This is a genomic window from Alkaliphilus flagellatus, assembly GCF_018919215.1.
Classification (GTDB): Bacteria; Bacillota; Clostridia; order Peptostreptococcales; family Natronincolaceae; genus Alkaliphilus_B; species Alkaliphilus_B flagellatus.
In genome coordinates this window covers 645,318-666,932 of the sequence record NZ_JAHLQK010000001.1, presented here as the reverse complement: position 1 = coordinate 666,932, position 21,615 = coordinate 645,318, and the positions used below count along the sequence as shown (strand labels likewise).

At 30.5% G+C, this 21,615-nt stretch carries 18 protein-coding genes; 3 read left to right on the top strand and 15 right to left on the bottom strand.

Annotation, left to right across the window (positions count from 1 at the left end):
* Positions 1-88: 88 nt before the first annotated feature.
* The 11 genes from KQI88_RS03010 to lepB all read right to left on the bottom strand — a co-directional run bounded on the left by KQI88_RS03010 (position 89) and on the right by lepB (position 17,385).
* A complete protein-coding gene (locus KQI88_RS03010; protein WP_216414869.1) occupies positions 89-1,450 on the bottom strand; it encodes a VanW family protein in 1,362 nt (453 codons plus the stop codon).
* Between the two features lie 78 nt (positions 1,451-1,528).
* Positions 1,529-3,541 carry a cell division protein FtsA gene (locus KQI88_RS03005; RefSeq protein ID WP_216414868.1) on the bottom strand — a complete coding sequence of 671 codons (2,013 nt, stop codon included), beginning with the start codon at positions 3,539-3,541 and terminating at the stop codon, positions 1,529-1,531.
* Positions 3,542-3,744: 203 nt separating this feature from the next.
* Entirely contained in the window at positions 3,745-4,950 is a 1,206-nt protein-coding gene (locus KQI88_RS03000; RefSeq protein WP_216414867.1) for an alginate O-acetyltransferase AlgX-related protein, read from the bottom strand.
* 18 nt (positions 4,951-4,968) lie between these two features.
* Complete coding sequence (locus KQI88_RS02995) at positions 4,969-6,351, bottom strand: MBOAT family O-acyltransferase (protein ID WP_216414866.1); 1,383 nt, start codon at positions 6,349-6,351, stop codon at positions 4,969-4,971.
* Between the two features lie 277 nt (positions 6,352-6,628).
* Positions 6,629-7,261, bottom strand: coding sequence for an endonuclease III (nth, locus tag KQI88_RS02990; protein WP_216414865.1), 633 nt, complete (start codon positions 7,259-7,261; stop codon positions 6,629-6,631).
* A 159-nt stretch (positions 7,262-7,420) separates the two neighbouring features.
* The gene (locus tag KQI88_RS02985) at positions 7,421-10,480 is read right to left on the bottom strand and encodes an efflux RND transporter permease subunit (RefSeq protein ID WP_216414864.1); all 3,060 of its coding nucleotides are present in this window, start codon (positions 10,478-10,480) and stop codon (positions 7,421-7,423) included.
* The gene (locus KQI88_RS02980; protein WP_216414863.1) at positions 10,467-11,615 is read right to left on the bottom strand and encodes an efflux RND transporter periplasmic adaptor subunit; all 1,149 of its coding nucleotides are present in this window, start codon (positions 11,613-11,615) and stop codon (positions 10,467-10,469) included. Before KQI88_RS02980 ends, KQI88_RS02985 begins: the two co-directional genes overlap by 14 nt.
* 126 nt (positions 11,616-11,741) lie before the next feature.
* On the bottom strand, positions 11,742-12,929 hold the full coding sequence (locus KQI88_RS02975) for a glycine C-acetyltransferase (RefSeq protein ID WP_216414862.1): 1,188 nt from the start codon (positions 12,927-12,929) through the stop codon (positions 11,742-11,744).
* Positions 12,930-13,286: 357 nt separating this feature from the next.
* Positions 13,287-15,641: a Lon protease family protein gene (locus KQI88_RS02970; protein WP_216414861.1), complete on the bottom strand. Its 2,355-nt coding sequence runs from the start codon at positions 15,639-15,641 to the stop codon at positions 13,287-13,289.
* Between the two features lie 63 nt (positions 15,642-15,704).
* Entirely contained in the window at positions 15,705-16,829 is a 1,125-nt protein-coding gene (queG, locus tag KQI88_RS02965) for a tRNA epoxyqueuosine(34) reductase QueG (RefSeq protein WP_216414860.1), read from the bottom strand.
* A 13-nt stretch (positions 16,830-16,842) separates the two neighbouring features.
* Entirely contained in the window at positions 16,843-17,385 is a 543-nt protein-coding gene (gene lepB / locus KQI88_RS02960) for a signal peptidase I (RefSeq protein ID WP_216414859.1), read from the bottom strand.
* Positions 17,386-17,501: 116 nt separating this feature from the next.
* Here lepB and KQI88_RS02955 point away from each other — a divergent pair, with 116 nt between their 5' ends.
* A complete protein-coding gene (locus KQI88_RS02955) occupies positions 17,502-17,909 on the top strand; it encodes a RusA family crossover junction endodeoxyribonuclease (protein WP_216414858.1) in 408 nt (135 codons plus the stop codon).
* A 127-nt stretch (positions 17,910-18,036) separates the two neighbouring features.
* Here KQI88_RS02955 and KQI88_RS02950 read toward each other — a convergent pair whose 3' ends face one another.
* The 4 genes from KQI88_RS02950 to KQI88_RS02935 all read right to left on the bottom strand — a co-directional run bounded on the left by KQI88_RS02950 (position 18,037) and on the right by KQI88_RS02935 (position 19,857).
* Entirely contained in the window at positions 18,037-18,609 is a 573-nt protein-coding gene (locus tag KQI88_RS02950; protein WP_216414857.1) for a manganese catalase family protein, read from the bottom strand.
* Positions 18,610-18,638: 29 nt separating this feature from the next.
* Positions 18,639-18,887, bottom strand: a complete 249-nt coding sequence (locus KQI88_RS02945; RefSeq protein ID WP_216414856.1) for a spore coat protein CotJB — start codon at positions 18,885-18,887, stop codon at positions 18,639-18,641.
* Positions 18,887-19,120: a spore coat associated protein CotJA gene (locus KQI88_RS02940; protein WP_216414855.1), complete on the bottom strand. Its 234-nt coding sequence runs from the start codon at positions 19,118-19,120 to the stop codon at positions 18,887-18,889. The genes KQI88_RS02945 and KQI88_RS02940 overlap by 1 nt, the downstream gene beginning before the upstream one ends.
* Positions 19,121-19,338: 218 nt before the next feature.
* Positions 19,339-19,857, bottom strand: a complete 519-nt coding sequence (locus KQI88_RS02935) for a peptidylprolyl isomerase (RefSeq protein ID WP_216414854.1) — start codon at positions 19,855-19,857, stop codon at positions 19,339-19,341.
* 372 nt (positions 19,858-20,229) lie between these two features.
* On the opposite strand from KQI88_RS02935, the gene KQI88_RS17990 reads away from it, so the two are divergent.
* Together KQI88_RS17990 and KQI88_RS02925 are read left to right on the top strand one after the other, a co-directional pair.
* Positions 20,230-21,102, top strand: coding sequence for a methyl-accepting chemotaxis protein (locus KQI88_RS17990; RefSeq protein ID WP_281417527.1), 873 nt, complete (start codon positions 20,230-20,232; stop codon positions 21,100-21,102).
* 168 nt (positions 21,103-21,270) lie between these two features.
* Entirely contained in the window at positions 21,271-21,561 is a 291-nt protein-coding gene (locus KQI88_RS02925; RefSeq protein WP_216414852.1) for an ArsR/SmtB family transcription factor, read from the top strand.
* Positions 21,562-21,615: the final 54 nt, after the last annotated feature.

The window sequence follows — 21,615 nt, the reverse complement described above, 5'->3', positions numbered from 1 at the left end:
TACCTCCCTTTAAAGTTAATTATATTATAGCAAATTTGATTATAATTAACTATGGGACAATCATATAGTTTTTTAAACAAATAAAATATTATTGTTTTATTCCTTCTATAACAATACCATCTCTAGGTGGGTAGTAATCTTTAGAAATCACTTCTTTTTTTAACTCTTTACCATCTTGTAAATACACTTTATATGTAACTACACGATAACCTTTTTTGCCAGCTTTATTAATTCTTCTTTCTCCAACATCCATATTAGGATCCTTTTTTATTTCCATTTTGGGTTTGACTACTTCAATGATTTCGGATTCTAAATCTATAGACATATTATTAGTTTTCTTGCTATATAGTTTTACATGTACTTGCTCTCCCTTAATATAACTTTCAATGTAAATAGGATAATCCTTATTGTTTCTAAACTTAAAGTCTATGTAGCCATAGGCAACTGTTGCATCTTGCCCAATGGGAACATACCCTACAGGCCGACCATGATTTCTTCTTGATGTTACTTCTACATCTGACCGAATAGTCGCTTGATATAATGTTGTAGATACTTGACAAATGCCGCCACCAATTCCTGGCACCAACTCACCGTTAACTATAACTGGTGCTTCCTTGTAGCCTTCTTCTGCACTTCTTGGTCCTGTACTCTCGTTAAATGAAAACTCATCTCCTGGCATTAATAGCATATTATTAATACTATTTACTGCAAGTTTGATATTTTCTGATCTACCCTTTTCTTGACTATTAAAAGTAGTCACATATTCACCGATTAAATCTTGAATAGTGCTTAAATCTTTTTCTATAATTTCTGGTGTAGTATTTTTAACTGGTATATAGATTATATCATTGTTAAAATTCCCTATGGCACCTACTATACTCTCCCTTAAAGCATTTTCATCTACTTCTACTCCTAAAACTTCTTTTTTAATTATGAAGGTACCATTTTTTCGGTTAATTTCAGCATCTATAGATGGTTTATTAACCGTTTGACTAATATTCTTTATTATACTCTCAATTTCAAAAGGGTTATAATATGGTTCTAATCTAATTATTTCAGGATTCTTTCTCAGATTATTAATCTTTTTTATTCTTTCATAATAATTACCAGACCTACCTACTCCATAAGCCTTATCGATATAATCATCAAATAAATAATATAAGCCTAAATCCTCATAGGATAGTTGCCAACTACTATCTTTATAAACTAATTCTTTACGAAAAGAATCTATCTCCTTTTCAAAGATTCTTCTAACCTTAACTTTTGCTTCTTCAGGGGTAAGTCCTCCAACATCGACGCTCTCAATAAATATATTTGGAAAGATTCTTGACCCATTAAAAATCCAATTGCCTATTGTGACTAAAATAATAATAATAATACATAAAATTATTGTACCAACTATCCATAAGTTTTTTTTAGAAATCTTATTAACTGATACAGACGAACCCATAAAATAATCACCCCTAGATAGATCAGTGTATTTAATATATATTATTTTATTTTTTAAAAAATATTCACCGACTATCTACTAATTGTCCCAATAGACCTTTATTTCATCACCAGTTTCTATAAAATCTGTATAGTTTGCATCATGTCCATTCAGAAGTAAAACTAGTTTTCCTTGTACAGTACTGCGATCAAAATCAATATAATCAAAAATATCTACAAAAATAACTCCACCATTTTTTTTAGGAATTTCTACTAGACTGTCATTACATTTAACTAAGATTGATTCCTTTGTTAGTTGTAACTGTTCTTTAGAATTTTCTTTTACTTCTTGTAAATTATTTACAATTACTTTTTTTTCAATGCTAACATAGTCCTTATGTCTAATTTTTTCGTCTAATGATGCTATTTTATCATTAATTTTAATAATATACTCATCATAAGAAACATCCATATAAGTACAAAGGTTTTCAATGCTTTCTATTCTACAGTATTGGATATTATCATCTTCTTTAATGATTATATCGCCTTCTGCCTTTTCATTATTTATTGTACAATTATATACCTGTAAAGTAGATTCACCATTAATAAAAATTTCATCTTCTAATGGTACTATGTCTTTTAAAAGATATGTTGCGGGTTGCCCCTCTTCAGCAGGATGAACCTTAATTATATCTCCATCTTTTATGCTTGATTCAATATTAGATGCCTTTCCATTAATAAGTATTTCAGCAACCTCTCCATATTCTCCATACAATGTTCTGTTATTATCATTTAATATAATATTTATAGACTTACCTCTCTTTGGTATCAATTTTCGCGGATTAAATCCAGCTAAAACAAGTGCATCCTTCACTTTCAGCTTTTTAGTTTGAAAAAGTTTAGATCTCTGTCCATTTATGTATATTTCAATAAAATCTAACTCTTGATTATTTACAGCCTTAGCCAAAATTCCTATAGGGGTAATATATTCTGGTCCTGAAATAGGTTCCCTTATTAAAACAGTATTTTTTATTGTTTCTATTCCTCTGACTACTACTCTTTCCTCAGGAAGATTAAGTTCTTTTGCAATAAATGTATTTAAATAAGGTATTTGACTTCCACCACCTATTAAAAAAACGGCGCTAGGTGATTTTCCATTTTGTTCAATAATATTAGAAGCTATTAGCTTTGCCACCTTTTTTATTGCAGACTCAATCTTCTTTAAGATTTCTTCACTTTCTATCTCATACGGTATTCCTACAATATCTGAAAATTTTTGAATTTTTTCTTTACATAAGTTAATTTTTAAGTTTTCTGCTGTATCAAAGTCTAGTAAGTAGCATCTAGATATTTCCTCGGTAATATCATCTCCAGCACTAGCTGTCATTCCATAGGCTACTACCGTCCCTTCCTTTGTAATAGCAACGTCTGATGTACCTGCACCTATATCCACTAAAGCCAAGTTTAATAATCTTGCATTTTCAGGAATAGCTACTTCAATTGCTGCAATAGGCTCTAATGTCATATAACTAACTTCTAAATTTAATTTAGAAGTTACAACATACAAACTATCGACAACAATCTGAGGTAAAAAAGTTGCTAAAATATCTAACTTAATTTTATTCCCCTTATGTCCTAAAGGATTTGTAATTATACCATCATTAATATAGTAATGTACTACAGTATGACCTACACAAAAATACTTTGTATATTCCTCACCTTGTTTTTCTAGCTCATATTGAGCTTTTTGCAATCCCTCTACTTCCAAACTATTAATTAAGTCTTTATCAATATCTTTTGTAGAATCAATTTCTCTATCAATTGTTACTTTATTTGTTTTAAGCGAGCGTCCAGCAACTGCAATAGATACCTGATCCAGAGAACATTGTGCCTTTTCCTCTAAATTAGTTTTAACCTTTCTAACAATTTCTGTTACTCCATCAATGTCATGTATTTGACCATTATACATAACTCTTTTTTGATGAAATTCGACAGCAATATGCTCTATATTTATTTTATCATTTTCTTTTTTACCTAATATACCCACTACACTTCTAGTACCAATGTCTAGAGCAAAAACAAACCCACTATTGCTTAATTCTTCGTATGCCATATACTACATCCTTTCTAATACAAACAATTATATATACATACACAATTCTTCATAAAGCCAACTTTTCCTTTTTTACATTTTAACATAAAAAAAGAACCTCTCGGCTCTTTTTGTTTATTATTCACTACTTCGTAGACTCTATTATTTCTATTTTATCCTCTTTAATTCTAATGCTTTCTAAAAAATAGACAGATTTAAATTAATTACATAATACCTTTATCAATCATAGTCTGAACCATAGAATCAAATCCAGAGCTATTATACATAAACATAATAATATCTGAGTCTGTATTTTTAATAATCTGTTCATAAGTCATATGAATATTTCCTATATTCCTAGGGTCAACAAATAAAACTTCTGAGAATAAATCGGCAAATAACAAGGTAGTAGGTGCTTGATAAGAATCTCTAAAAACCAAGATTTTTTTATCTATTAGAGCATCATCATTTTTTATTTTAAGTATATTACATACATTACCTCTAATATATGCTCCACCATAATCCCATTTCTTTTTGTTTCTTGAAGTAGCAATAACATCTATTTCCTCTGCTCTTTTATCTTTTTTACCATCATTTAAAAAATATTTATAATCTTGATTTTCTAAATAAACATATATTGGATATTCCTTTTCATCCACTATCATATTTAAGTTTCTATTATAACTACCGATAAAATCCTTTTCCTTATACTTCATAGTTTTATATTTACTAAAATGTTCTTCTAACATCGGAGATGAAATACCTAGATTCATTTTCTCAACCATCAATTTAAAACCTTCAAAAGCTCCTAATCCATTCCAATGGTGGTCAGTTTTAAAATACAACTTTTCACGTTCTTTATCACTAAACTTATTTAACATATATTCATCCATATCTAAAAATCTTATAATATTTGAATTGAGTCGAGATTTAAAAGACTCCTTGTTAATATTTATATTCTCTGTATTATCAACAAACTTAGGGTATAAGTGCTTAAGCATATTGGTTTTATGAGGTGTTAATGCAAAGTATACATCCTTCCCTAAATTATGACTAATCTTTGCTAATTCATTTATGGCATCAGTATATTCCTTCTGACTACCAGATGTTAATACCTGAGGAAACTTGCCTAAAATCCAATTATCCTCACCAAGATAATAATTGCCAACTTCAGATTTATCTAGTTTGAACTCGAACATTCTATTTATACTAGTCATTTCTTCTCTAAATACAAAATGATCTGTATAATACTTTTCAAATTTAGAGATATAGGTGCCATCTATTAAATCTTTAATCGTTGGTTTTTTTTCTAAATTCCTATTTTCTATGATACTTACTTTTTTATTTGAAATAAATATATTCATTAAAAAGAATACGGTTATCATTGACAAAAATGGAATTACTATATATTTTGCTTTTTTCTTATTCATATATACTCTCCTCTTTGTCTAAAATCTAAAGTATAAAAAAGGATTATAGCTAGAACTACTTAGCAAAATTGTAACTGCAATCATGCAAATAATAAGTATTAAGCTGTGAAATCCATATGCTATTTGATTTTCCAATAATTTTTTATTTGTTTTATTAACTAAATGCTTTATTCTGCTTACTATTGGTGTTGAAAATATTATTGAAACAAAAACTATATACCAATAGTCATTTATATACATAATGGCACTGTTATTTATAATGGGATTTGTACCTAACCCCATCATTACTTTTATAAAACTCATTGCTTGATTTATATTATCTGTCCTAAAAAATACCCATCCAATAAGGACTACAAATAATAAATAAATATGTCTGAATATTTTAGGTAATCTATTTAGTAACTTTTCTAAAAATGCCTTTTCTAATACTATGAGAACTCCATAGTATAGTCCCCAAATTACAAAGGTCCAATTTGCACCATGCCATAAGCCAGTTAAAAACCATACTATAAATAAATTCCTATATAGTTTTATTTTAGATACCCTATTGCCTCCCAGTGGAATATATAGATAATCTCTAAACCAGCTACCCATAGAAATATGCCATCTTCTCCAAAACTCAGAAACCGATTGGGATATATAGGGGTAATCAAAGTTTTCTAAGAAGTCAAATCCGAACATTTTACCCAGCCCTATAGCCATATCACTATAACCACTAAAATCAAAATATATTTGAAGTGTATAGCATATTATTCCAATCCAAGACTCAATAATTGATAAGCTAGATATATTTGCCGTAAATACTCCATCGGCAACAAATGCTAGTTGATTTGCTAAAATTACCTTTTTAGACAATCCAAATACAAACCTATTTACGCCTTCTGCAAATTTGTCCAATGAGTGTTCTCGTTCTTTTATCTGTTTATCCACTGTTTGATATCGAACTATAGGACCTGCAATTAATTGAGGAAATAAACTAATATATAATGCTAAATCCGATAATTTTTTTTGAACTCGAGCATCTTTTCTATAGACATCTATTACATAACTCATTGTCTGGAAAGTAAAAAAGGATATTCCAATAGGCAATTTAATACCCTTTATGCCAAATAAAAAATCCGCATACTTAAATACAATCAATAAAGATAAATTAAAGATAATAGATATAGCTAACCATAACTTTTTATTTGACTTTGAATTAATCTCTACTTTAAGTCCCATAAAGTAATTAACTATTATTGAAAATATCATCAGATATATGTATCTTGGTTCACCCCAAGCATAAAAAAACAAACTTGCTATTAATAATATATAATTTCTAAATTTATTATTTGATAGATAATAGCAAGCAAGAACAATTGGTAAAAATAAAAATAGAAATATTAAACTGCTAAATACCATTAGCCCCACTCCTTTAATCATAACTTTAGTTATGCAAAAATAAAAATATAATTGGCAAAGCTTCCAAAAAAATAAGTATTGCATAAATTCTTATCCCATGTTAAATAAGAGTTACCAACAAATATTACATAGGGGGTAAGAAGTATGCAATACACGACTACTATTATAAAACCAAACCAAGAAATTTACAACTCTATTGAAGATATATATAAACAGCTAAAAAAACCTCTAACTAAGTTTAGTTTAGAGGTTTTTTGTTAATACTAACATATTTTTTCTATTTTGTCGTTTCCTTATAATATTTACAATGATCTTTTATAATGCAATCCTTACAGTTTGGATTTCTTGCATAGCAGCATCTTCTACCATGAAATATTAAAAGATGGTGAGCTAAGCTCCATAATTTCTTATCTATAGCTTTTTGTAATTGGATTTCTGTATCCAATACATTTTCCGCATTGGCTAATCCTATTCTATTAGATACTCTAAAAACATGTGTATCTACTGCTATGGAAGGTACATCAAAAGCATTACTTAAAACTACATTAGCTGTTTTTCTACCAGCTCCTGCCAAAGACATTATACCCTCCATTGTGTTTGGAACCTCTCCATTAAACTCTTCTGTTAATTGCCTACACATTAAAAGAATGTGTTTGGCCTTATTTCTATATAAACCAATTTGTTTAATTTTATCCTCCAGTTCATTTTGTGTTAATAGCAAAAATTCATTTACGGTAGGATATTCTTTAAATAAATCCTTAGTCACTTCATTAACCTTTTTATCTGTAGTTTGTGCAGATAAAATTGTAGCTACCAATAACTGAAACGGTGTTTCATAATTAAGCTCACATCTTGCATCAGGATACTCCTTCATTAAAAGCTCTATTACATTTTTAGTTCTAGCATTCATATGTCTTCTCCCCCTAAAAATTTTATCTTGGATATATTGCTAAGTCTCCACCTCTATAATCAGAAGATCAAGCACTACATCCTTAAAGTAAGTGCAACTATGATTCAGATAAAGTTAAAACTTCATATGAATCAAGTTTTCTTTATTAAATAGATATGTTTAAATTTTAGTATCATCTAATACAGAGTATATAATAGGAATTACAATTAAAGTCAGCAGCGTAGATAAAGTAAGTCCTCCAATTACTACTACTGCCAATGGAGCTTGTACTTCTGCACCATCTCCAGCAGCTAATGCTAGTGGAATTAATCCTAAAACAGTAGTTAATGTTGTCATCATAATTGGTCTTAGCCTAGTTGTCCCAGATAATATTATCGCATCTATCTTTTCTATTCCTCTTGATCTTAATATATTTATATAATCTATTAGAACTATGCCATTATTGACAACAATACCAGCAAGTACAATAGCTCCAATTACTGCAGGTACACTAATTGGGAGTCTTGCGAAAAATAGACCAATAATACCTCCAGTAAAGGCTAAGGGCACAGAAAGCATAATTATAAATGGATATAAAAAGGATTGAAATTGGGATGCTAATATCATATATACCAAAAATATGGCTAGAATAACAGCTAAAGTTAAGCTTTTATAAGCTTCGTCTAATTGTTCCTTTTGGCCTCTAAATTCATATGTATATCCATTTGGAAATCTATATTCTTCCAGCTTTTCTTTAATATCAACTATTACACCATTTAAATCCCTATTAAATGTATTAGCACTTACTGTAATTCCCCTTACCTGATCAGTCCTCCTAATAGTACTTGGTCCCTGGGAATATTGAATTTCTGTGATTTGCTCCAGTGGCATATTTATACCTACAGGTGTTGGAATATTAATGAGCTTAAAGCTAGATAAACTATTCTTCAAGTAATCTTCTCCAGTCAAAACAACATTAATATCCCTACCTTCTATCCTGAACCTTGTAGCCGTTATTCCTGTTAAAATATTTCTAATGCTAGATGCGACGTGAGCAGTTGTAAGTCCATAGGTCGATGCTATATCTCGTTTTAATTTTACCTCCATTTGAGGTCTTCCATCTATAAAATTAGATTTTACTTCCCTAGTACCTTTAACAGATTCTACAATATTGATAGCATCTTGGGAAATAATCTTTAATATTTCTAAGTCTTCTCCTCTAATTTCTAATTCCACATCGGAACTACCTGCCCCAAAACCCATAGTTGATGAAATTGTTGAAATAGACATGGTAGCTCCCGGAATCTTAGATAGCCTGTTTCGTACATCATCAATTATTTCCTCGGTACTGGTGCTCCTTTTTTTATATGACATTAATCTAGCATTCACTGTGGCAGTGTTAGATTTAGTGCCATATAAATTTAGATTCCCATCTCCTCCACCTATATTAGTAAATATCCTTTCGATATCTTTATTTTCTCTTAATACAATTTCTACTTTATCAACTATTTTCTCAGTTTGCTCTAATGTTGCTCCGTAAGGTAATCTTATATCTACGGTGAAACTGCCATCATCAAAACTTGGAAAAAATTCAATTCCTATAAAAAAAGCTAAGCTTAGTGAAGTAGCAAATATGATTAGAGTAATAAATACTATCAATCTTATATGGGAAAGTGACCACTGAAGTATTTCACTATATTTTTCACTACACATATTAAAAAACTTATTAAATAATAGTAACCATCTATTTTTACTTAGGGGCTTTTCTGCTTGATTTTTAAACAACTTAGAACATAGCATAGGGACTAATGTTAGTGAAACTATCAAGGAAGCTAACAAAGAAAATGAAATTGTTAAGGCTAGCTCCTTAAATATTTCCGCCGTAATACCTTCCACAAAAGCAATTGGAAGAAATACCGCTACCGTTGTAAATGTAGATGCCGAAACCGACATAGCTACTTCTTCAGCTCCTCTTATTGCAGCATCAAAGGCACTATATCCATCCTCTTTATACCGATAAATATTTTCCAACACAACTATTCCATTATCTACGAGCATCCCTACACCTAAGGCAAAGCCGCCTAAGGATAATAAATTTAATGTAATCCCAGAAAAGTACATTAGTGTAAATGTTGCAATAATTGAAATTGGTATGGCTATAGCAATAACTAAGGTAGTTTTTACATTTCCCATAAATAAGTATAAAATAATACTTGCCAGTATACCACCATACAAAGCGGTTGTGCCTACATTCATAATAGCACTCTTAATAAATTTAGATTGGTCAATAGCTGCTTCTATATCTATATCTGGTAACTCATCTTGTATTAATTGTATCTCTTTGTTGATTAAGTTAGATACTTGAACTGTATTAGAAACAGGTTGCTTCTGAATAGTAATTCTTATACTACTCTTTCCATCAACCTTAGCTATTTCTTCAATCTCTTTATAATTTAATTCAACAGTTGCTAAATCGCTTAAAGTAACTTTTTTTCCAGTAGGTAGCATTATAGGAAGGCTTTTTATTTCATCTAAGCTTTCAAATTCTCCTGTAGTACGGATTAATATTTTATCATCATCTTCTTTTATCTCTCCACCTGGTAAATTAATGTTTTCTGACCTTAATAGTGCAGTTAATTGCTCCATAGTTATTTTGTTTGCACTTAGACGATCTATATCTAGCTTAATTTGTACAACCTTCTCATAACCTCCACTAATTGCTATTGAAGCTACACCTTGTAATCTTTCTAATCTAGGTTTTATTTGATATTCTGCTATTTCTTGCATCTTGCTTAAATCATCATAGCCACTAATTCCCAATACCATAATAGGCATGGCATTAGGATCTATTTTAAGAACCATAGGGTCCGAAGTGTCTTCTGGTAAAAATCCCGTAATTAAATCTATTTTTTCCCTCATTTGCAAAGTAGCAAAATCCATATCAGTACCTTGATTAAATTCTACAGTAACAATCGATATACCTTCACTGGACGAGGATGAAACACGTTTTACATTATGTACAGTACTCACTGCTTCTTCAATAGGCTTTGTAACCATATTTTCGATTTCAAAGGGTCCTGATCCTAAATATTGTGTACTAACAACAGCAATAGGTACATTCATTTTAGGCAGTAGGTCCATCGACAATTTAAATAAAGAAACTCCACCTAAAAGTATAATAACCGCCATAACCATAAATACAGATATAGGTCTCTTAACTGCCCAACTAGAGATTTTCATTTTCCTCACCTCTTACTATGATGACTGCTCCTCTATCTTTAACAAATTGCTGACCTTTTATAACTATTTTTTCTCCTTCATTTAATCCATTTACGACTTCCACATCTCCCCCATCATCTATTCCAATATCTACTTTTCTACGATATACTCTATTATTCTGTTCTACAAAAACATATTTCCCTTTACTATCCTCCAATATAGCCGATTTAGGAATAACTGTAGCTGAATCTTTTTTATCAAGTTCTATTAAAATATTACTAAATGCCCCTACCCAAGATTTCTTATCTTTATTATTAATTTCTATTTCTAATAGATATAAATTACTTGATAAATCTGGAATTGGACTTAAATTACTAATCCTTCCATTAAATTCAGTATCATCCACATTAACCATTACCATCTGCCCTTCTTTTAAAGACTCAAATAAAGATTTTGAAATATTAACCGATGCCTTTAGATTTTCTATATTAGTTATAACCATTGCTGCTTGTGTACCTAATACTGGTTGATTTTCATTTATATTTATTTGAGAAACATATCCACTGATTGGTGAATAATATTCCATTTCTTTTAACTGACTGAGTGCAGCTGAATACGCCATCCTAGCTTGCTCAACCTGATTCATTGCTACTGCTAAAATACTTCCTTTATCTTGCTGAGGTATAGATGGTATTTGTAGTCCTCCAATAGCCTTATTTCTGTACATTGCTTCTAAAGCTTGTAAAGAATTTTCCTCATTTGTGTCATTTGCTTCTTCGTATCGATTTTTTTGTTCCTCATAGTTTCTCCTAGCTAAATCATAAGCCTGCTTAGATTGTTCTATCTGTGTTCTAATTATAGATTTATCTAGCTCAAACAAAAAATCTCCTTCTGTTACAGCATCTCCTATATTAACCCCTATATTTGTAACAGTAAGCCCTGGAGTTTTAGCAAGAATAATTGCATTTTTCTTAGGCTGTAGATATGTATTTAATACAACATTTTTCGAAATACTTTTCTTTTTAACCTCCATCACTTCTACGGCTACTTCTTTTTCTCTATTGTCTGATACCTTCATTTGACATCCAGATAGTATAATATTAATCATAATTAGCATAATAGTATATTTAAGTAAAGCATCCATCTTTTTCTCCATACCATACCCCTTCCAACAACATTTTTATATTTTAAATATGTCCAAGTTAGGAAAAATTTAAACCGTTTGATTCTTGAACAAAAAAATGAGCAGAGAGTTAGCTAACTCTCTGCTCATTTTTTAATCTTATAATAAATTCATTTCTTCTCCAACTTTTTTGAAGACTTCTACAGCTCTATCTAATTGATCTTTTGTATGACCTGCAGTTACCATACATCTTAATCTTCCTGTTCCCTTTGGTACTGTTGGGAATACAATAGCAGAAACAAATACACCGTTTTCTAATAATTTTCTACTAAACTCCATTGTTTTAGCTTCATCACCAATAATTACTGGAGTAATTGGTGTTTGGCTATTTCCAATATTAAATCCTAATTGGCTAATTTTTTGTTTAAAGTATTTTGCATTGTCCCAAAGTCTATCTGTATATTCTGTTGTACTCATTAACATGTTAATAGCTTCTGTAATTGCACCAACTGCAGCTGGAGGTAAGGATGTACTAAATAGTAAAGGTCTACCTCTATGGCTTAACCAATCTCTCATTGTTTCACTACCTGCAACATATCCTCCAACTACACCTATTGCCTTTGAAAGTGTTCCTATTGTAAAGTCTATTCTTCCATGAAGTCCAAAGTGGTCTACTGTACCCCTTCCACTTTCTCCAAGTACACCAGAACCATGAGCATCATCTACATATGTCATAGCACTATACTTTTCAGCTAACTCTACAATTTCAGGTAATGGAGCAATGTCTCCGTCCATACTAAATACACCATCTGTAATAATTAACATATTTCTGTATTTATCTTTATTTTCTTTTAAAACTGTTTCTAAATGGTTCATATCAGCATGTTTAAATACAGTTTTATCAGCTCTACTTAATCTAGCACCATCAATAATACTAGCATGGTTTAGCTCATCAGATATGATTAAATCGCCCTTTTCAGTTATAGCCTGAATAGTTCCTGCATTGCAGTTAAAACCAGATTGGTACGTCATAACTGCTTCTTCTCTTTTAAATTCTGCAAGCTTTCTGTCTAATTCTTCGTGAATATCCATATTCCCAACGATAGTTCTTACAGCTCCTGAACCTACACCATACTTTTCTACCGCTTCAATAGCAGCTTTTTTAAGTCTAGGATGATTTGCAAAACCTAAGTAGTTGTTGGAAGATAGGTTGATTACCTTTTTTCCATTTAAAATACATTCCGCTTCATTGGCTCCACCTAGTATAGGTAGTTTACGATAAACTCCTTGATCTTTTAATTCTTGGATTTTTTCCTTTAAAAAGCTTAATTCATGAATATTCGACATAAATTATACCTCCTTTTGTAAATATATACCCAATATAACAAAGGCTTCTAACAAAGCTTTTTAAATCAAAGAAGTCTTTGTCCTAACGCATTTTACGAAAAGTGTATATTAAGAAATAGTATACTTTCCTATGCGTTATAAAGTATCTACTAAAATAAATAAATTAAACTTATTTGCCAAAAATAAATTATGTAATCACAATATATTATACAACATATTAATATAAACTCCTGCTTTATATTGGAAAAATTTCAAAGTTGTAATTTTCAGATTTTAATAAACAGTATTTGGAAAACATACTTCTTTACGCTATAAAAAAAGGAAGGTTTTATCCCTCCCTCATAAAACAAACTACTATTATTTATTGTTTTTATTATCTACCGCAGTTTTTAGTCTTTCCTCTACTATCTTATAAACTTCCTCTGCTGGTCTATCCGTTAATATTTCTATACCTTCATCTACATGCTTAACAGCATAAATATGGAACTTACCTGCCTTAACAGCTTCTACAACCTCGTCTCTTAGCATTAAGTCTCCAATATTTTGGTGAGGTATTATTACTCCTTGATCTCCAGTTAAACCCTTTCTATAACAAAGTTTGAAAAACCCCTCTATCTTTTCAGTAACTCCACCTACTGGCTGTATAAAACCTTTCTGGTTTACAGATCCTGTTACTGCTATATTTTGTTTAAGTGGAAGTTTTGCAATACTTGACAATAATCCGTACAGTTCTGCACTCGAAGCACTATCTCCATCTACTCCACCATAAGACTGCTCAAAGCAAATCCTAACAGATAGATTAAATGTATCATCTTGTGCAAATTTTTCTAGTAAAAAACCTGTTAGAATCATTATACCTTTATCATAAATATCTCCACTTAAATTTACCTCACGCTCAATATTAATAATATTTCCCTTGCCTTTACTGGTTGTAACTGTAATTACACTAGGCTTTCCAAACATATACTCTCCTATGCTAATTACCGATAGTCCATTAACAACTCCTATTTTATTTCCTTTAACATCTATTAATATTTTGCCTTGTTCAAACATTTCCAAAACATTTTCTTCATATTGATTTAATCTCTCCCATTTCTTATCTACAGCATGCTTAACATGTGTACCAGAAACCACAACAGATTTTTCTAATTGTGCCCATTGATTTGCTTCTATAATAATTTCAATAATTTTATTAAATCTTGTGGAAAACTTTGTTTGACTACCTATTAATCTTGAGCTATATTCCATAAGTTCAGCTACAGCTTTTTTATCAAATGAGAGCAAACCTTCATTTTGTGTATAGCAGCTAATAAAACTTATCATCTTCTGCTCATTTTCATCATTTCTTTTCATATCATCATTAAAATCCACTAATATTTTAAAGTACTTTTCAAAATCCTCATCATACCGATAAAGCAAATGATATAGGTAGCTACTTCCGATTAAAATAACCTTTAAGTTTATAGGTATAGGCTCTAACTTCATAGAAGATACTTCTCCTATTCCCAGCTGACTACCCATGCTTTCTACAGTAACTTCTTTAGTTTGTAATATCCTCTTTAAAGTTTCCCAAGCGTATGGATTACTTAATAGCTGCCTTGCTTGTATTATCAAGTATCCACCATTAGCTATTTGAATAGCACCGGGCTTAACTAAAAGAAAATCTGTTCTTAAGCTCCCATTAACATTTTCATATTCAATTTTTCCTACTAAATTATTTAAAGTAGGATTAAATTCCATAATTACAGGGGCACCTTCTGTATTACTATTGTCTACAAATAAGTTAACTTTGTACTTTTTAATAATATCTTCATTTTCTGCAGTCTTAATAGTTATAATTTCGTCATCCTCATCGACTTCTTCGGAATAAAAGTAAAATATATTTTCAATAATGTCACTTTCTACTTTTTTTAGATAATTGTGTACATTTTCACATTGATTATACTTCTTAAATAGTTCATTTATTAAGGGCTTTATAACATATATACCTACCTTCATTTCTAATTGAAGTAGTTTCTTTTTTGCTACTCTCTCTAGCTTTTTAACCTGACTCAGAATATCAAGGGCAGCCTCATGTATTTCCTCTAATTGTTTTTCTAGTTGCTCTTTAACTTCTTCATCTAATTCATCAAATTTATCCTCTGATATTTCATTTTCTTCATATATTGGAGTAAAAACAAAACCCGTAGTTGTACTCTTAAGTACAAAATGTTTTTCCTTTGAATAACTAGATAGATATTGAATAAGCTTGTTTTTTTGTTCCTGATACTCTTTAATAATTTCATTTCTTTGCTTTTCATAATCCACACTATTAAAAGCCCTTGGAACTTGTATTAACAATTCTTCGATGAGCTCATCCATATCCTTTTTAAATATTCTTCCCATACCAGCTGGTAAACTTAAAGCCTCTATTTTACCTTTAGAATCAAAATTATATACATAGCACCAGTCAACTGGAACTTTCTGACTTTGCGACTTCTTTTCTACAACCTTTTTAGCATAACTAGTTCTACCGGTACCTTTTGCTCCACTAATATAAATATTATAACTTGGATGATCTATCCCAAGTCCAAATTCCATTGCTTCTTCAGCTCTTTCTTGCCCCATTATACCTACCAAGCAAGGTATTTCATCTGTAGTATCAAATTTAAAATTAGTTAGATCACAATACTTTTTTAATTGTCTATATGATAATTTACAGTAATTCTGCATCAATCTCCCTCCCTTATTAGATAGCTTCATTATTATCCTATTCAGGAGGGACACTTTGCTACACTATTTATTATAATATTTATTCAAATACATATTTATGGTTTCTAGTACATCTTGTTCCTTTTCACTATCCTTAATAGTATTAATTAGCTCTACAGCTACTTTAGGATTAATATTATATAAAGCCCATATTGTTATTTTTCTAATATCTGGCCTTACATCCTTCAGCATAGGTATTAAATAAGGTATAGCTTCTTTGTCTTTGTAATTTCCTAGGGCAATTATTGCATTTCTCTGTAATATTTTTTTCCCTCTCCATCCTGATGCATTTTCCTTGAAAAGCGAATTGTACTCTTTATTAGATAATTTAAGTAATGGTATTAAATCAACCTTATAAGGAAGATCATCAGGTATAAATGCCTTAGTTGTCATTTCCTTAATGTCTATGTTATGAGGACAAACATTTTGACATATATCACATCCATATATTTTATTGTTAATTATTGATAATTTTACCTCTGGAATTTCTCTTTTTTGCTGTAATATATTAGATAAGCATTTATTAGCATTAAATTCATATGGACCTTCTATAGCTGACGTAGGACAGTTTTTAATACATAAATTACACCCTAAACAACTTATATTTAAAGGCTTGTCATTTTTAATTGGAAGATTTGTTATCATATATCCCAAAAATATCCAAGATCCAAAGTTATCATTTATAATTGCCGAATTATAGCCATAAAATCCTATACCAGCCCGATTTGCTAAATATCTATCTACTAAAGGCCCTGTATCTACAAAGGCCTTATACTCAAATCCATCATATTCATTAGAAATAAAGTGTGCTAACTTTTCTAACTTGCTCTTTAGTACTATATGGTAGTCTTGACCCCAAGCTGTTCTAGCTAGTTCCCCATAAAACTGTGGGTTTTCATCGCGACCTATTCTTTCATTTTTTATATAATAGGACATGGCAATAACTATAATAGATTGAGCACTGTCTAAAGTTCTTTTAGGGTCAATCCTTAGCTCAATATCCTCTTCTTCAAAACCAGATAAATTACCTTTTTCTTTACGTTCTACTAATATTTTTCTCAAATCCTCAAATGGCTTAGCATCTGTAAATCCAATTAAATCTATCCCTATATCTTTCGAATAAGATATAATTTTTTCCTTTAGGTCCATTAAGTTTCCCCCTTTAGTTAGGGCTTATAAAGGCTTTCATTTCGTCTAATGGCCAAATCTTTAAAAGCACCTTACCCTTCACTCTATCCTTAGGAACAAATCCAAAAGTTCGACTATCATTACTATCATTTCGATTATCTCCCATTACAAAAACCATATTAGGCGGCACTATACCTTCTATATAATTATAATTACGTGGTAAATATTCCTCTTCACAGGTATAGTTTTCTATCTGTTTTTCACCATTTATATATAAAACACCATCTTCAATAAAAAAATGATCATTTTCTTTAGCTATAACTCTTTTAATAAACATTTCCCTTTTGTCTAAGCCATTGGGAGGATTGAAAATAACAAGGTCTCCCTTATTAAGTTCCTTATATATATAAGGCATGCGAGCTACCAATAGCCTGTCTTCAGTTTCTAATGTAGGAAACATAGACTGCCCACTTACTACTGCGAAACTAAATACTAGATTCTCTATTATAACCGCAATTATTACAGCTATAAAAATAGCTTGTAGCCAATCTAAAATTGTTTCAATTTTTTTTTTCATTATAACACATCCTAAATATAATGTAGTAAAGTCATCTTAAATTATTGTCACTTTATTCAAAAACTATCCTGTAAGCATCACCCTTCTTTGTGTTACAATATTGTTGGAGGTGTACTATGTTAAAATTCACTATACCAGGACGTCCCCTTAGTAAATCTAACTTTAAGCTAACTAATGTTAATGGTCAGGCTTGGATGCCTAGAGCCGGTAAACATAGTAAATATATTGCTTATGAAAACATGATAGCTGGTTATATAAATCAACAATATTTAGGTCCTAAACTTGAAAATCAGTTGATTACTGTTCTTAAGCTATATTTCCCTGATAAAAGGATGGGAGACCTACATAATTACCCTAAAAGTATTTGTGATGGCATTGAAAAAAGTGGAATAATTAAAAATGATAAACAACTTAGACCTGTCCTATTATTTGATTTTATTGATAAAGAAAATCCTAGGGTAGAAATTGAACTCTATGATTTTAATAAATATAAAGTTGAGTATGATATACTGCCAATTAAATAGGTCAGTTGTATATCTAATTAGTATGAATATAGGGATGCTAATTATTCCTAAAATATTTTTCTTTTTTCACAAAAAATAACTAAGGAATATCTCGGTTGAGATATTCCTTAGTTAAAACTGTTTCAAATTAAAAAATCTTTTTACACTGCATATATTCTTGTACAATCCTTAACGCTTCTCCAAATCTTTGATAATGTACAACTTCTCTCTCCCATAAAAACCTTAGAGCATCTTTTATTCCTGGGTCATCAGTTAATTTTAGTAAATGCTCATAAGTAGATCTGGCTTTTTGTTCAGCTGCCATATCTTCATGTAAATCTGTAATAGGATCTGCATGGGCCTGAATATATGATGCTGTCCAAGGCACACCATTGGAATCTGTTGGAAATAATGCTCCATTTCTAATGGCATAATTAGAACCAAGTCCTGCTGCTTCTAACTCTTCTACAGTAGCATCCTTTGTTAATTGATAAATCATTGTGCATATTATTTCTACGTGAGCTAATTCTTCCGTACCGATGTCTGTTAGAAGACCTTTTGCTTCATTAGTAGGAATTGTATATCTTTGATTTAAATATCTTATAGCTGCAGAAAGTTCTCCATCTGGGCCTCCGTATTGAGTTAATAAATATTTAGCCATTCTTAAATCTTTGCAATGAATTTTAACTGGATACTCTAGTTTTTTTTCATAAATCCACATATATTTCCCTCCTTAATTTCCTTTTATCATTATTCTTCCCATGGCCATGGACTATCGAGCCATCTCCATGAACCATGATTAGGAGAGAACCCATAATTTAAAAGTGGGCCATAAAGCATTTCGTATTGTTGTTTTAACATTAATAACTGGTTCGAATAGTTGTTATACTCCATCAATGCTCTTTGATCATAGCGATGTGTATCTAAGTACAGTTGCCACTCTACTGCAGCAAATTCTACTTCCTGAATTTGTTTTAATAATTTATGTCTATCGCCCATTATTTTTCCTCCTTCCGATAATCTTCATATGGATTATACACATTAGATAACTCTGGGAATATAGTCCCCTTCATCAATGCTTCTCCTATAGGGAATGTAGTCGTAAAGGATTGATAAGGTACATAAGCATGAGCGTATAATGGGTTAGTAGGCATAAATGGAACTGGATAAATTTGACATGATCCACAGTTTCCATATTGGTATGAATATTGATTACATCCGTTGTAATACACTTTTAATTACCTCCCTTAAATTAGCTTTATATATTAAATCATTCGTCATACCATAATATTCAATAGACCTGAATAGTGTGATTTACTTTATATATAATTACATAATATAAGCTTGTTTTCAGAGTTCTACCTGTTAGTACTTTGTAAGGACTGCGTCATTAGAATATAAAAAAACACCTAGAATGTATTAAATACCATTCTAGGTGTTTTAAAATAATCTACATTTTTTCTGGTTCTGGATAATCTACTCCAAATGTATCTACAGTTACTTCTTTCATTCTTTGATCAACATTTGGCTTATCGCTATAGTTACGATCTACTGATACAATTTCATCTGCTACTTCTATTCCTTCAATCACCTTACCAAAAGCAGCATATTGGCCATCTAAGTGTGGAGAGTTAGCTACCATAACAAAAAACTGGGAGCCTGCTGAGTTAGGAGCCATTGTTCTTGCCATAGAAAGAACGCCTTTGGTATGCTTTAAATCATTTTTAAAACCATTTCCACTAAACTCTCCCTTTATACTATATCCTGGTCCACCAGTACCTGTTCCATTTGGATCTCCACCTTGAATCATAAATCCTGGTATTACCCTATGGAAAATAACACCATTATAGTACCCTTTGTTTATTAAGGATATAAAGTTATTAACAGTATTAGGAGCTATCTCTGGATAAAGTTCTGCCTTCATCTGCTTTCCATTTTCCATTGTAATTGTAACTATTGGATTTTTCATATGTATTTCCTCTCTTTCTTATTGCTAAATTTTCCTACTCTATACGAAAATATAAGTTTTTTAATTCCTTATCTTTTCTAAAGGAGTAGAATCTTAGTAGTATTTTGAGCGCTTGAAATTTTAAAATAAAGTTTTAAAATTTAAGTGTGACAGGAGCCGATGCTATAGCATCAAATGATCTTTTCTACATATTCCATATTACTATAGTGTAGTCAAAATTTCTATATTATATTATTAAATTACCAAAATTTATGATATTATAGTATTTAATCTAAGTATTTTAACAAAGTAACTTGACATGAATCACATATATTTTACTAAATGTTTGATAATATATATTTACTATTCACTTACATACAAAGGAGGATTTTTATGGATCTATTTAAAGATCACATTAAGAATATTTATGAAAGAATGGGAACCATTATCCAACAGCATGGCTTAGTTAACGAGCAACATGATGAGTTATCTCTTCTTGCTGATGAGATTAAAAACACTATAGAAAAGGTAAAGTCAATATCTAATGAATCCAATAGCTTGGCCATTTATTTATCAGAGCGGAGTGACAAGTTAAATAGTATTTCAAGAGATTCGGTTAATAAATCTTTAGAGGGTCAACAGGCTGCAAATAGCTTATCTAAGGTAATGTTGGAGTTGCAAATCCAATCAAAATATTCATCTGATTCTATGCTTAATTTGAATGAGAGTTCTAGTGAAATAACAAATATAATAAAAACTATTACAGATATAGCAAAACAAACAAATTTATTAGCACTAAATGCAGCTATTGAAGCTGCAAGGGCTGGTGAACATGGTAGAGGATTTGCTGTAGTTGCAGATGAAGTTAGAAAGCTTGCTGAAATGACAAACTCTAGCACTTCCATAATACAATCTTTAATAACTAACATACAGAATGAAATTAAAGTTGCAATTGAAAATAATACTAAAAGTACAGCTGCAATAGCAGATGGAATTAATATGGGGCAAATAGTAAATACTAAAATTGAGGAAATGGTTCAAGGCTTTAAATCTGTTGAAGATGAAGTAAATGCAGTAACGGATACAATTACTACACAGAAGAAATATATTGGAGATGTCTTAAACCAAACAGAACAATCCGACTACATATTAGCAAATATGCATGAAAAACTTATTAGTCATGTAGATAGAGCATATACAGTTGATAAAAGTCTTGAAGAAAACTTAACTGAAATGAGAGCTATGTTAACAAAATCTGATATTTAAAAATTTATGATTTATTACATAAAAATGAGCGGAATCTTTCCCTTTTATGATTGTTTTTAGATTGAATACTTGATTTTAAAAGTATTCTATAAAATGTTATAAAAAATACTTGACACGCATTTTTATATATCGTAATATTATGATATTAGGATGCAAGGAGGTTATCTTATGGACCCTTTTTCAAATGATACTAAGATTTTTGATGAAAATGCTGAGATTTTAAAAGCACTCGCTCATCCTATACGACTTTGTATAGTTCAAGGATTGATTAGCTGCAATGGATGCAATGTGTCTAAAATTCAAAATTGCTTAGATATCCCTCAGTCTACTATTTCTCAGCACTTGGCTAAACTTAGAAGCTCCGGTATTATTGCTGGCGAAAGAAACGGTTTAGAAATCGTTTACAAGGTTGTTAATCCTAAGGCCAAGGCTATCGTTAATGCTATTGTCAATAACTAAATTTAGTTATTGACACAGTGTTAATTTATATTTATAGCTAATATCGTAATATCA

Coding starts and splice junctions, on each gene's coding strand:
- KQI88_RS03005 (WP_216414868.1), bottom strand. CDS start 3,541: ATGGCATACGAAGAATTAAGCAATAGTGGGTTTGTTTTTGCTCTAGAC.
- KQI88_RS02975 (WP_216414862.1), bottom strand. CDS start 12,929: ATGTCGAATATTCATGAATTAAGCTTTTTAAAGGAAAAAATCCAAGAA.
- KQI88_RS02925 (WP_216414852.1), top strand. CDS start 21,271: ATGGACCCTTTTTCAAATGATACTAAGATTTTTGATGAAAATGCTGAG.
- KQI88_RS02995 (WP_216414866.1), bottom strand. CDS start 6,351: ATGGTATTTAGCAGTTTAATATTTCTATTTTTATTTTTACCAATTGTT.
- lepB (WP_216414859.1), bottom strand. CDS start 17,385: ATGAAAAAAAAAATTGAAACAATTTTAGATTGGCTACAAGCTATTTTT.
- KQI88_RS17990 (WP_281417527.1), top strand. CDS start 20,230: ATGGATCTATTTAAAGATCACATTAAGAATATTTATGAAAGAATGGGA.
- KQI88_RS02980 (WP_216414863.1), bottom strand. CDS start 11,615: ATGGAGAAAAAGATGGATGCTTTACTTAAATATACTATTATGCTAATT.
- KQI88_RS02955 (WP_216414858.1), top strand. CDS start 17,502: ATGTTAAAATTCACTATACCAGGACGTCCCCTTAGTAAATCTAACTTT.
- KQI88_RS03000 (WP_216414867.1), bottom strand. CDS start 4,950: ATGAATAAGAAAAAAGCAAAATATATAGTAATTCCATTTTTGTCAATG.
- KQI88_RS02935 (WP_216414854.1), bottom strand. CDS start 19,857: ATGAAAAATCCAATAGTTACAATTACAATGGAAAATGGAAAGCAGATG.
- KQI88_RS02985 (WP_216414864.1), bottom strand. CDS start 10,480: ATGAAAATCTCTAGTTGGGCAGTTAAGAGACCTATATCTGTATTTATG.
- KQI88_RS02970 (WP_216414861.1), bottom strand. CDS start 15,641: ATGCAGAATTACTGTAAATTATCATATAGACAATTAAAAAAGTATTGT.
- KQI88_RS02950 (WP_216414857.1), bottom strand. CDS start 18,609: ATGTGGATTTATGAAAAAAAACTAGAGTATCCAGTTAAAATTCATTGC.
- nth (WP_216414865.1), bottom strand. CDS start 7,261: ATGAATGCTAGAACTAAAAATGTAATAGAGCTTTTAATGAAGGAGTAT.
- KQI88_RS03010 (WP_216414869.1), bottom strand. CDS start 1,450: ATGGGTTCGTCTGTATCAGTTAATAAGATTTCTAAAAAAAACTTATGG.
- KQI88_RS02945 (WP_216414856.1), bottom strand. CDS start 18,887: ATGGGCGATAGACATAAATTATTAAAACAAATTCAGGAAGTAGAATTT.
- queG (WP_216414860.1), bottom strand. CDS start 16,829: ATGGACCTAAAGGAAAAAATTATATCTTATTCGAAAGATATAGGGATA.